The organism is Muricauda brasiliensis (assembly GCF_003057865.1).
In the GTDB taxonomy this organism is placed as follows: Bacteria; Bacteroidota; Bacteroidia; order Flavobacteriales; family Flavobacteriaceae; genus Flagellimonas; species Flagellimonas chongwuensis.
In genome coordinates this window covers 19,853-33,166 of the sequence record NZ_QBTW01000010.1, presented here as the reverse complement: position 1 = coordinate 33,166, position 13,314 = coordinate 19,853, and the positions used below count along the sequence as shown (strand labels likewise).

6 protein-coding genes are annotated in these 13,314 nt (G+C 44.1%); all 6 read right to left on the bottom strand.

What is annotated here, in order from left to right; all coding sequences use genetic code 11:
- Nucleotides 1-19 precede the first annotated feature (19 nt).
- The gene (locus tag DCK90_RS05625) at nt 20-1,978 is read right to left on the bottom strand and encodes a sialate O-acetylesterase (RefSeq protein ID WP_199912652.1); all 1,959 of its coding nucleotides are present in this window, start codon (nt 1,976-1,978) and stop codon (nt 20-22) included.
- A 34-nt stretch (nt 1,979-2,012) separates the two neighbouring features.
- Nucleotides 2,013-4,994 carry a glycosyl hydrolase 115 family protein gene (locus DCK90_RS05620; RefSeq protein WP_159075774.1) on the bottom strand — a complete coding sequence of 994 codons (2,982 nt, stop codon included), beginning with the start codon at nt 4,992-4,994 and terminating at the stop codon, nt 2,013-2,015.
- Nucleotides 4,995-5,013: 19 nt separating this feature from the next.
- Entirely contained in the window at nt 5,014-6,129 is a 1,116-nt protein-coding gene (locus DCK90_RS05615; protein ID WP_108245211.1) for an endo-1,4-beta-xylanase, read from the bottom strand.
- A gap of 216 nt (nt 6,130-6,345) precedes the next feature.
- The gene (locus tag DCK90_RS05610; protein ID WP_108245210.1) at nt 6,346-7,872 is read right to left on the bottom strand and encodes a carbohydrate binding domain-containing protein; all 1,527 of its coding nucleotides are present in this window, start codon (nt 7,870-7,872) and stop codon (nt 6,346-6,348) included.
- A gap of 220 nt (nt 7,873-8,092) precedes the next feature.
- Nucleotides 8,093-10,003, bottom strand: a complete 1,911-nt coding sequence (locus DCK90_RS05605) for a RagB/SusD family nutrient uptake outer membrane protein (protein ID WP_394339699.1) — start codon at nt 10,001-10,003, stop codon at nt 8,093-8,095.
- Between the two features lie 13 nt (nt 10,004-10,016).
- Complete coding sequence (locus DCK90_RS05600; protein ID WP_108245208.1) at nt 10,017-13,157, bottom strand: SusC/RagA family TonB-linked outer membrane protein; 3,141 nt, start codon at nt 13,155-13,157, stop codon at nt 10,017-10,019.
- Nucleotides 13,158-13,314: the final 157 nt, after the last annotated feature.

The following is a 13,314-nucleotide window of genomic DNA, read 5'->3' as shown; positions in this document are numbered from 1 at the left end:
TTGCCTTGGCTACATTAACCTATTTAGTTCTGAAGGGTGATGCAGGAAGTCCTTCCGTGTTGTATAAATTCGGATTGTCGGGATTGTCGGCCCATGCATATCGTACATATTTTGGGTTTGGAACTTCATCGTTCCAAACGATTACTTTATCACCATCAATTTTCGCCTTGGCCCAAACAAAGTTTTTGTCTTCTCCAGCAATCTCGAAGCTATCAAGGGCCTCACCATCATCAGTGGTCAATCCACCCCCAATATGGGAAAATGAAATGATGATTTTATCGTTCTCGACCTTGGAAGACTGGTAGAGCGGCCCAGAATAGACGATATCTTCCTCATATGCTATTTTTTGGGCTGCCAAAGCCATACGTTCCCCAACATCTTTCTTGTTGTCGGGGTGTATGTCGTTCCATTCCCCAAGGTCGATGTTTACTGTCATGGCTGTGTAAGCGTCGTCCCATGTCCGTAATTGCGCTTCCCTTAGTTCGGCCCAGTTACTGTCCGTAGGTGAATAGGTAACATCTCCGAAGTTGGGAAGCTGCGCGTAAATAAAGGGCAGCTCTGGGTCACCGTAAATACCCCTCCATCCATTGATCAGGGCGTGCATTAAATCCAAATATTCTTCTGGTCTACCGGCATTGCTCTCACCTTGATACCATAATACCCCTTTAATAGGAAGCTGGGTGTAGGGAGCGACCATGCCATTATATAAGGCTGTGGGTTCATTTTGAGGATTGATGATCCTTTCCTCTGGGGCATCATTATTATGCGTAAAGGATGAAAAATCCATAGGTGGATAGACTTCCCCAACTTTGTATTTCCAGTATCCTTTTAAGTCTACGGTATCCCTGTCGGTAAAAATGTAATACGGTTTATCCGGAACAAAACCGCCCTTACCGTTGTTGTTGGTCACGCGAATCACGAAAGTATTTTTCCCAGCCTTAAGAAGGTTGGCAGGCACATCATACCTTCTTTGCGGATATTGATAGGTAGTGTTCCCGACTTTTTCACCGTTGATGTACAACTCGTCCGCATCTACGATCCTACCTAAAAAAACAGTAGCTTCCGCCGCGTCCATTGATGTTGGCAAGTCTATTTCTTTGCGGTACCATACCACACCGTTGAGGTCTCTGACTCCTTGATCTTCCCAATAGCCTGGAATATTGATCCTGCGCCAGTTTTTGGGCTCAAAGCTGACATCGTACCAAGGTGTTTCGCCAATTAGACCCTTGTCTTCCGGTTTTTGAGATTGTTGATTTCCAGAAAAGCGGTTCATGGAATGACTGTTCACAAAAGCCGTATCCTTGTTTTCTTCGATGATTTTTAATTTTTCGGGGAATTTTTGATACCCTTCCTCATTGATCCATGCCTCGATAGGAGTACCGCCAACACTGGCATTGACCAACCCGATAGGCACCCCGTATTTCTTGTACAATTTACGGGCAAAGAAGTATGCGACCGCAGAGAAAGGACGAACTTCTTCGGATACGGCTACCTCCCAAGAGCCACCATCCAGATGTTTGCTTGGACCTGTTAGGTCTGTCTTTCGGGGGACTTTAAAATGGCGTATTTCAGGGAAGTCGGCATTTGCAATATCCTCGGCGTAGGTAACATCGTGAATGTCCATTTGATGTACCATGTTGGATTGCCCGGAACAGAGCCAAACATCACCGATGAGAATATCTTCCAGAAGAATTTCGTTCTTCCCTGAAATCTTCATGGTATACGGCCCCCCTGCCTTCATTTTGGGAAATTCTACGCTCCAGTCACCATGGGCATTTGCAGTAGCTTTTCTTTTCTTGCCATTGAAGGTGGCAACCACTTGTTCATTAGGTGATGCCCATCCCCAGATCATGATGTTTGCATCACGTTGCAGGACCATACCGTCCGTGATAATCTTGGGAAGTGTTATTTGGGAAATTCCCATGGTGACCGAGCAAATGAATACTATGAGGGCCACCAAGACTTTACTACTTTTCACAATTATGGTTTTAGTGTACTGTTTGTTTCAAAAATTATTTTATCAGGGTACTTTCAGGAGGGCCCAAATAGCTTTCTGCATTGGCGCCTTCCTTTTGTAATACCATTTTTTGCAAGACCAAACCGGGGTCCACGGCCCAATATTTGATGGTATGTGCCCCTTCCGAAAGTTCTTTTTCAAGTACGGACTGTGTCATGATGTTATCCTTGACCGCTTCATTCCACCATTCTGGGTAGGTCCAGTCTGCGGCAAGGGCATCTTTATGCAAGTTCATCATTTTTGGGGTATCTCCATCAATGGAAACTGCATAGATCAGTCCTTCGTCTTTCTGAAAATTCAGCGTAGGTGAAAAATATGTGGTCAGGTTATAGGTGCCGGAATCCAATAGATATATTTCATATTCCAAATAAGGGCCATCGTTGTTGGGGTTTTGTTTGGGAGCTGTAGCGGGCATAGTGGTAATCGCTGACCCAGTGCGCCCGAGATTGGGTATGGTCTGCCAAGAAACTTCTGCTGTTTCTTTAGCGTTCTGATGATTGACGGCATCCACGCTCACGATACCTTGGTTCGCTACAAAGCCTTTAATGTTTTCTGCGAGATCATTGCGGATAGGGACGCTAACCTTGGTTCCTCCTTCTGAATTGTCCGCTTTAATCACAATTTCTCCTACCTCTTTTCCTTTGGGTGCCTTGTTCCAATCAATGCTAACAAAGACTTTTTCGTCGTATTGGATGGTTCCGCCCTTTGAGGACAACTGTATCCAATCGTTTTCTGAAGTGATGGTGTATGTCAGTTTCTCTTTACCCTTATTAAAGACTTCAACATAGTATTTTTGATCATTGATAGGGTCAAAAGTCGAAAAGCTACGACTGTTCAAACCGCTTGGCATCCATTGAGACCTGCTGATGCCATTTTCCACCACATAACCCAAATAGGCTTCCTTTCCAGGTTGGATGAACGATACCGAGGGCATTTTGTTAAATGCCGGGTCGTTCCAACTGATATGGCCCATGTGGGTTTGGGACATCATATGGTTCCACTTGCCATTGGCCAAGCCATTGTGATAATATTCAGTGAATTCTGCATCTTTGAAAAATAGCTCCTCGGTTTTATCTGCGTAATAGTTTGTTGAAGCTCTGTTTTGAAATGCGTACGATCTGTTCTTTCCAGCAGCGACGTACATTTCGTTCAAATTGGCACAGGCTTCGACAGGATATTGCACTAACTGATAGAATGCAGCGTGCGCATCTGTGGGCAATTGCTCCTTCACTTTTTTTGCACGCTCAACCAGCGTTTTATAATCTTCCACCATATTTTCAGCCTCATTAAAATGTTGAAGACTGTAGGTGGTGGGTTCTATCAACTCTGGTTTCCTTCGTGAATTGTATTTGGTATAAAGTGATATGATTTCCCCGATTTCCTGGGCGTGCTTGGCTCCAAATTGTTTTTGGGCCCATGAAGTATAATATTCGGGCAACTTCTCCGCTGGGAAATTTTCAGGATTCCAAGCATAATCTAAAAAGAAACTGATGGGGAATTCCATGGGCTTAATATCACCAACGTTCACCAGCCATATCTCATCGACTCCGTAGGAATAGGTAAGGTTCATTTGCTCCCATACACGCTCAATCTGTGTGGTGTTCAACCACTTGTAGCTACGGGGACCTCCAACAAAGTCAAAATGGTAGTACATTCCATAACCACCTGAGCGAGGTTCACTGTCCAAAGCGGGCAAAACCCTTACTTGGCCCCAGTTATCATCACAGAGCAACAGGGTTACATCGTCGGGAACTCGCATGCCTTTATCGTAATATTCCTGCACCTCTTTGTAGAGCGCCCATACTTGTGGCGTTTTTTCAATGGGTTTTCCGGTAACCTCTTTGATGATCTCTCTTTGATCTTGTACGATTTTTTCTAGAAGCTCAATATTGGTTCCCTCGCTCATTGCTTCATCACCATCTCCACGCATGGCCAAGGTTACTACTTTTTCCTGACCTTTTGTGCGTTCCATGCCTTCCCTCCAAAATTCTTGGAGTTTCTCCTGGTTTTTATCATAGTCCCATGGGCCTTCCCCATATCGGTTCCATTCCACATGGGAACGCATTAAGGGTTCATGGTGCGAAGTGGCAAGGACGACGCCCATTTCATTGGCCAATGGCGCAGTTTCGGGGTCATCGTCCCATAGCGAACTTCCCCACATCGCTGGCCATAGGTAATTTCCTTTTAACCTTAGGATGAGTTCAAAGACTTTTTCGTAAAACTGTTTGTTGAAACCACCAAACTTTTCCGAAGACCATCCCGATAGTGCTGGAGCTTCATCATTGATGAATATTCCCCGATATTTTACCTTTGGTTCACCAAGAGTATACATCTGGGGCTTGGCGTATATATTCTTTCGGACCTTTACAGGTACATCGGCCCACCAGTACCAAGGCGAGACACCCATCTGTTCCGAAAGGTCCAACATCCCGAAAATGGTCCCTCTTTTGTCGCTTCCGGCTATTACCAAGGCGTTATCGACCCCTTCAATGGGGTTTTGTACAGAAGTGATTGAAAATTGTTCCCACTTGCCTTCCAATACGGTCACATCGATTTTGCCTGCTTTGGCCAAATGGTCGATTACCGTGCTCTGGCCAACGGTTCCAATGATAATCAGGTTACTGGATTGATGGGTATTTCCAAAAATTAATTCTGGTTCATTGCCAGAAACATTACCCAAGTCTTTCTGAAAAATTCCGGCAATTCTTTTAACTCCGGGGTAATCGGACTCGCTAACAAGAAGGTCACTAGCAACCCCATTTGCAATAATTGGGAATGTATTCTCTTCTTTTTCGGTTGTAAGTATTGAATTTTGTGGGAAGGCATCCTCTGTGGGTATGGTAAGGATTTGTTCTATGTCGTTTGTTTCGGTATTGGCCTCTAACGTTTCTTCTTTACAGGAGAAGAGGAACAATAATACCACCAAGGGGTATAAGTGAAAGAAATTCGGATATCTAAGGTTGGTTCTTGTATTCATGAATCTTTTAGAATGAAAATTAATCATTAACCGTTTGTATTACAGCGTGAAATGCTTTCTTTGGTTTCAGTTCTCTATCGAACAACAAGGTGTAATCCGTTCTGCCGCGAATAGGGAAATTGTTTTTCCAGGACAATCCATCGTGCAATCCCCAAAAGGTAACCCTTCCAATTTTGTCGGAATGTTTGTTGAATAGTTTAAAAATTTCTGCATACCGGTTAGCTAATTGGTCCTCAACCGAATCTGGTAAACCGTTGGGGTAGGGGTCCATGTCCGGATTATTCTCAAAGCTTACGGAAACATCAGCGGTCGGCGAGTTCCATGGACTGGGCAAAACCGAAATATCCAATTCCGTAAACATGACCTTCACACCGGTCTCTGCATACATTTCTATTGCGGTCTCGATATCTTCTATGGAAGGTTCTTCCAAACTCCAATGGGCCTGTACTCCGATGCCATCTATTTTAATGTTCTTGGCTTTAAGGTTATTGATAATGCGAATGGCCCCATCTCTTTTATCTGCATCGATGAGGTTGTAATCGTTGTAATATAACTCAGCTTCCGGATCCGCTTCATGAGCAAACCTAAAAGCATTTTCAATGAATGTTTCACCACTTATTTTATAAAATGTGGATTCCCGGTAGGAGCCATCTTCGGCCAAGGCTTCGTTGACCACATCCCATGCATCTATTTTGCCTTTGTATTTACCTACGATAGTTGAAATATGTTTTTCTATTCGATGGGTCAATTCCAAATTATCAATAGTGTCCCCATTTGCTGTCTTAAAAACCCAAGGTGCCAATTGACTATGCCATACCAAGGTGTGCCCGACCACAAACATATCATTGGCATCTGCCAGGGCCACCAATTTGTCGGCCTGTTCAAAATTGAACGTGTTTTCCTGAGGATGGATGTTCATCCACTTCATATCGTTTTCTGCGGTGAGAGCATTGAATTGGGATATGATCAGGTCTGTTTCTTTGTTGTTGCTTTGGTTTATTTGATATCGATTCACGGCAACGCCCATCAAGAATTTATCTTTAAAAGCGTCTTTAAGGCCCGTTGTTTGTGCAAAGAGAGGTGATTGGCCTAGAAGTGTCGATATGGCCAAAATCAAGGTCAAGTATTTTTTCATAATGGGTTATCTGCAATCAATAGTTTAATTATGGTATGATAAATCAATCTCTCAAAAGCAATCGGTTGCATTTGTAAGGTGAATTTTAATCTGAAATTTTTGATGGTGCAATTTGGTGAAAACCAAACTGTATCATCCTTAGGGTCATAAAATGAAAGGCCGCCCATTGACAGCCTTTTCATTTTAATTTATAAACGTATACGTGTCATCGTCGTCCTACTCTTCTTGTGGTGGCGCCAATAGGCTTACATCATCAATAAAATAAACTGCATCCAGGGTGAATCCAAGGTCCAATACTATGCCGGTCTGAGTGCTATTTGCTGTAAATATCCATTCAACTTTCTGCCATTCGGTGGTTACGGTCACATCACCTTGATATTGTGCATCCCCGTTACCGGTGGTGGACATTCTGATGGAACCTCCATTGCCAGGACCTGGTGCCGCTTTGATCCATAAACTGGCGGTATATTCCACCCCATCTTCGGTTGCAACTGCATCACTGGCCAATTGGGTCCTCCAGGCATCTCCTCCAAATCCAACGGCCCTTAGCGCCCTTTCGCCGCTTCGGACTTCGTCGCTTGCTGTTGTCGCAGTCAACAAATCAGCTCCATTGAACTTACTCCAATTGGTAAATTCATCGCCATCTCCTTCTTCAAACCCTCCATTAAGCAAGATTTCCGTAGGCTGTGGTCCTGAAAGGCCGGTTGCGACCAAGGTGACGTTGTCTATAAAGTATACGGCATCGGCAATTACTCCAAGATCCAAAACTGCCCTTGCAGGTGTAGCGTTGGCTGTAAATACCCACTCAATTTGTTGCCACTCTGTGGTTATGTCGTAGTTCCCACTGTAAAGGGCATCTGGATTGGTCGAAAATCTAATATTCCCACCATCGCCAGGGGTTCCTGCCTGTGCTTTTATCCACATGGTTAGCGTGTATTCCACTCCAACCTCTAAAGGCGCTGTATCACTTGCCAATTGGGTTCTCCATGCGTCTCCGCCGGCACCCAGGGCACGTAGGGACCTGCCGAAATAGGCCTGACCATCGGCACTGGTTGCCGTAAGTCCATCGCCACCGTTAAATTTTGACCAATTGGTAAAATCATCTCCATCACCCAGTTCAAAACCTCCATTTAAAAGTAAATTTTCACCTACATAAAATTTTCCTGGCGCTGTTGCCTCACCACCAGATGTTACCACGGTAATCGGCGCTTCAAGATTTTCTTGAAGACCGGAAGGAACGGTTATTGTCAATTCTGTTGCTGTCGACGAAACCACTTTTGCTTCGACCTCTCCAATAGTCACTGACTCGAGATTATTGAGGGATGTTCCTTTAATAATTACTTCTGCACCTTCCGGAGCAGCATTTGTAGATAATGCCAGGATAATAGGGAAAGGCCTTGCAACCACCTCTATATTTCGGGTAACAATATAACCATCTGGCATTACCAATGTTACAAGTCCTTCACCAATGGCCACGTTTGAGGGTAGGGTAAAGGTCAATGTATCGCCATCCAATTGAAAGGGAATCTGGTTATTTCCTAAAAATACGAAAAGGACGGCTTCAAAATTACTTCCTTGCATGGTTACCTGATCGCCCGGATAAAAATTCTCGGACTCTACGCTGGTTACATCTACCGTGGAAGCGGATAAATCATCCTCTTCGCAACTCGATATCATGGCAGCTGCAAAAACAATCGCCATAACGGTTAAAAGGTTACTAAAATATTTTAGAGTTTTTGACATGATCTTGGTTTTTGTTTAGTTGTAACTTATGTTTTATGCGCTAAAAATGAATTAAATAGTGGTTATGTTATGGATACTCCTATGCTATTGTTATCGTTATCATTTTGAGGTCTCTGCCATCTGCATTTTTAAAAGAGGCCGTCGCATTGGACCGCCTCTTTTTAATGCAACTTTAAACTAACTAACTCAAACTATTTACGAATTTTACGTAACTAGATTTTTAATATCCTGGATTTTGATATGCAGCCTTTTCGGCTTCTGACATATTCAAATCATCTATCTGTCCTTGTGGTATTGGTCTTAAGTAATGGTATGGTTCAATGGTCCTGTTCGTTGTTTCAGGATTATGGTCGGCAGCATCATTTCCTGCAATTTCATAGGAACTTGCGTATTCTGTCCATTTTTGTGTGCGTACCAAATCATACCATCTCATACCCTCGCCAAAATATTCTCGCGAACGTTCGGCCAAAACATAGTCGATATCTATTACGGCGGGTGTAGCAGCGACCATAGCGGCGCTGTTGTCCTCGATACGTTCTTGTTGCTCACCGTTATCGAAGCGCCACATACCGGCACGGGCACGGATTACATTAATGAGGTCGTTCGCAGTAAAGCTTCCTGTAGCCCCTTTAACAGCTGCTTCGGCGGCCACTAAATAGAATTCTGAGAATTTGGCAATAGGGAAGGGGCGTGTGATGGCTCCGTTAGGGGATCCTAGGCCTCCACCATTATCGGTACGGTAGGTTCCCAATTTCCATAGACCAGGATAGAACCTCCTGTTAATTTCATTGAGATTGATAACATAATCCGACCTTCCAGGAATTTGTCCTCCTCCTATATTACCACCATTTACGCTATAGTCTACAGCCGGATCATAATCATCCAAGAACGATACCACTGCATCTCCCGGAGCTATTTCCAAACCATTGGCCGCGGTTAGGGTAGGACTGGTGTCACCACCTTTATCCCAGTTTCCTCGATAACTGGTGACGAATGTACCATCGTATCGGGAATCCAAATCTTTTTCTGCAAACGTTTCTGTGAACACGCTGATAGGTGGCGCCATACGGGTCCAAGGCCTACCGTAGCTCTGGGCAGCTTCACGTTGAACCGCTGCTACACCATCAACACTTATGGTCGTATAGTTGGATGTCACCATCCAAACAGCTGTATTCGCTGGATTTTCGGTTCCGCTGAAGCCTAGGTCCGCACCGTTGTAAATTTGACTTTCTTCGGTACGGTCGGCATACAACATCATTTCCTCATGACGGTCGTTGGTAGCTACATGTACATCATAGAAATAATCCAATAAGCGATATGGTCCAGGGTTATTGATGCCCTGTACTGCTTGATTGTAGGCCTGTTGAAAGTAGTATGCCGGACCATTGCCATTTGGATCGGTCCTTGGGGCCTCTGGATAGGTTGGGATACCATTGGGGTTTTCCAGCCACCATCCGTAAGTTAAATAGGCCTTGGCCAAGATCAATCGGGCCGCGTTCTTGGTAACTGCCCCGGTCAACCTTGGGCTTTCTGGCAAATTGGCAACGGCATCCTCTAAATCGGGAAAAATAGCCCTGGTATATACTTCTGGGACGGTGTTACGGACCGAAGTCCTGACCGCGGAACTGTTGAACGCCAATTCGCCCGAACCTAGATCCAATGGCACACCTCCGTAGGTTTGAACCAATAGGAAATAATTGAACGCCCTAAAAAACTTGGCCTCTGCGATCAAAGATTCGTCCAAGCCCACGGCTGCGGCGTTTTCTATGATTCCGCTGGCAGTATTGATGGCCGGGAAAGCATTGCCCCACGGCGTACCGATGGAAAAACCGCTTTCAGGTCTTAGATTTCCTTGGCCAGCAAGGTCAAGGTCATAAAAATTATTATCGGCACTTTGTGCAGCGCAGTACTCATCTGTTCCCGTTTCTCCCAAATTTAGGAAATAGGCAAAGCCATATACGTTCCTTAAGTTTTGGTACAAATAGGTCAAACCACCCTGAACACCAAGCTCTGTTGAGAAAAACTCTGGGGTGAACACACCTCTTGGTTCCTCCTCTATAATATCTTTTGTACAGGATCCTATAAACAATGCAATGGATAAGATTGCTATTGATATACTTTTTCTTTTCATCTTTCTCATTTTTTTAAAATGTTACGTTTAATCCTAGCATAAAATTCCTTGATGTGGGCGCATTGGCTCCTACCGTTGGTATTCCTGTGGAAATATTATTAGTGTTAACGGCAACGTTTTGTCTTGTGCCGTCAGCATTTACACCCGAGTTGGTTTCCGGGTCCAGACCGGATTCATCGTGGAATGGAGAGAACAATACAAATGGATTTTGTACCGTGGCATACAGGCGCAGACTTTTGAACCAAGTATCCTTTAAAGTGGATTGGTCAAAATTATAGCCCAAGGTCATTGCGCGGACCTTTAGATAAGAGCCATCAAAATAACCTAAGGTACTTCCGTATTTTGGGTTGTCACCGCTTTGGATTCCCCCAGGAGCAGGATACCTGGCATCGGTATTGGAAGGGGTCCAATAATCTACATCAACGTTATTTCTTCTACCGGTAAGTAGGTTCAGATATCCGCTTGATGAGTACAATGTACTTACGAGTATACCTCCACTTTGGAAAGCGCCAACCACATTCAAATCGAAATTTTTATAGGCCAGGCGAGTATTGAAACCACCAAGGAAATCCGGGGTGGGGTCTTGAACGATTCTGTCATCGGCACCGATAACGCGGGTAGGAGAACCGTCAGGATTGAAATCTCCGGTATATCTTACCCTGATCATACCTTCGTTACCTCCGGGTTCATATTGGTCCAGATATTCAAACCCTGGGTCGGATTCGTTCCATAGGCCCAATCTTTCGTAATCAAATATTACATTGATGGGAGAGCCAACAAACCAAAGGTTTCCTTCATCCCTGTCCTGACCGGAGGCCAATGAGGTAATCTCGTTTCTATTGGTATACACGTTAACCCCAACGTCCCATGAGAATCCATCGGGATTGTCGAAAATGATACCGTTCAGCGCAATCTCGAGACCTTTGTTCTCTGTGTTACCTATATTACTGGTCACGCTTCCCACACCCGCAGTACTTGGAAGTCCGAGGCCCAATAAGATATCATTGGTTTTGGTAATGTAGTATTCAGCGCTACCGGATAGACGGTTGTTGAAAAATCCAAAATCCAGACCGTAGTTGTAGGTTTCTGAAAACTCCCATCCTAGATCCGGATTAGGTAGTTGATTTACAAAGTAACCTGTGGCAAAGGTATCCCCAAAGTTATAGTTGACCTGTCCTAATCTACCTTGAACGGAATAAGGAGCGATGGCCTGGTTGGAGGTTTCACCGTATCCTGCACGCAATTTCAACTGATTTACCCAGCCAACTTTGTCCATAAATGGCTCATTGGCAATATTCCATCCTACAGAAACTGCGGGATATGTAACCCACTTACGCCCGGGAGCTAATCTGGATGAACCGTCCGAACGAACGGTAGCGGTCAATAAATACCGATTGTCAAACTGATATAGGACCCTGGCCATATAGGATAATAGGCCAGTTGCGGAATAACCGGTTCCGTAGTCTGTAATGTCCTCTGAAAGCGCAGCATCAAGATTGTACCACAAAGATGTTTCATCGGGAACATTTCGTACAGCCAGTCCCACATTGTCAAATTCGGTGTTCTGAGAAGAGAACAACCCAACAAAATTGACTTGGTGTTTGCCAAACGTCTTATCGTAGATTAATTGATTTTCAATGACGTAATCCTTTTGGATTGAAGAGTTGTAGCTTGCAGATGAAGGGTTTATGGGGTTATAATTGAATACACCCTGACCAGTGAAATTACCATCTCTGGCCGAACGGAAATTCAAACCGACATTAAGGCGGTATTTTAATCCATCTACCCAAGGTATTTGCAATTCCCCATAGATATTGTTGTAGGTACCGAAGTCTAGTTGCTCGTTTACCCTACCTTTACCGATACGGTTTACTTCGTCTCTGGTGGGAATCCATGCATCATCTGCCTGCGTTTGAAGACGGACAGATTCTAGGTAGTTACCATCTGCATTGTACGGACTCAAGAGGGGAGATGCTCCCAACGTTTGGTATATGCCCACAATACTACTTGTTTTATTGAAGTTGGTAACCGAGTTTAAACCAAATCGGAACAGTTTTCCTACATTTTGGTCAATCTGTGCACGTAACGAATATCTATCAAAGGAATCGCCAGGTACAACGGATGTTTCTTTAAAATATCCCAGTCCCACATTATAGGAACCATTTTCCGTACCACCCTGAATACTTACATCGTGAGCGGTTTGCAGACCGGTCTTGTATAATTCGTCCTGCCAATCGGTATCGTTGCCCAAGTATTCATCACCGGCCAAACCGAATAGTGGCGTACCTCCGTTGTTTGCCGCCACATCTGCCCGTAATTGAATAAGCTGTGCTGCATTCATCATCGGGAATTTGGCAAACACTTCTTTTGATGCATAATAGGTATTATAGGTAATGGTGGCCTTTTGCCCTTTTGTACCGGATTTAGTGGTAATCAAAATAACACCGTTTGCACCTCTGGAACCATAAATCGCTGTGGCGGATGCATCCTTTAATATGTCAAGGCTCGCAATATCGTTTGGATTGATATCACTTAATCCTCCAGAAAAAGGGATTCCGTTGAGAACTATCAACGGGTTGTTGTCCGCAGAAAGTGAGCGTGTACCACGAATACGTATTTGTGGTGCCGCACCGGGCCTAGAACTGGTCGAGGAAATGTTGACACCGGCGGCTCGACCTTGAAGTGCTTGTTGGAAGTTGGCCGATTGTACCTCATTTAAATTATCGCCCTTAATGGAGACCACGGAACCAGTTACAGATTCCTTTCTTTGGGTACCATAACCTATTACGACCACCTCGTCCAATTGTTGGGTATCCTCAGCCAATTGCACATTAAGTGTAGATTGCCCATTTACCGCAATCGTTTGAGAAATGAAACCAAGATAACGGAATTCTAGGGTCGCATTGGACGCAGCCTCAATCTGATAGTTCCCGTCAAAGTCTGTCGATGTTCCATTTGTTGTATTCTGCACGATTACACTGGCCCCTGGAATTGGTGTGCCAGATGCGTCGGTCACAGTACCTGATACGGTGACGGTGTTCTGAGCTATAGCTGCGGTAGTGCAAAAAATAAATAACAAAAAGCTTGTTAAGTGCAAACGCAAAGGGGAGGTCCATCTGCCATTTGTATAAACAAATAAAGGTTTTTCAGTCATGTTACTAAGTTTTGATTTTGTTCAGTTAATTAATTCCATTATGACAAAAAAGAATGCTCATTATTTGGAATGTGATAAATATACATAATATATCGTTTAACGCAATCGGTTGCATTAATTTTTTTTAGATTTGACATTGAAATTATTCTGTATGCAC

Bases quoted from the DNA above. Each gene is read 5' to 3' on its own strand.
- DCK90_RS05620 (WP_159075774.1), bottom strand. From the start codon at position 4,994: ATGAATACAAGAACCAACCTTAGATATCCGAATTTCTTTCACTTATAC.
- DCK90_RS05610 (WP_108245210.1), bottom strand. From the start codon at position 7,872: ATGTCAAAAACTCTAAAATATTTTAGTAACCTTTTAACCGTTATGGCG.
- DCK90_RS05615 (WP_108245211.1), bottom strand. From the start codon at position 6,129: ATGAAAAAATACTTGACCTTGATTTTGGCCATATCGACACTTCTAGGC.
- DCK90_RS05605 (WP_394339699.1), bottom strand. From the start codon at position 10,003: ATGAAAAGAAAAAGTATATCAATAGCAATCTTATCCATTGCATTGTTT.
- DCK90_RS05600 (WP_108245208.1), bottom strand. From the start codon at position 13,157: ATGACTGAAAAACCTTTATTTGTTTATACAAATGGCAGATGGACCTCC.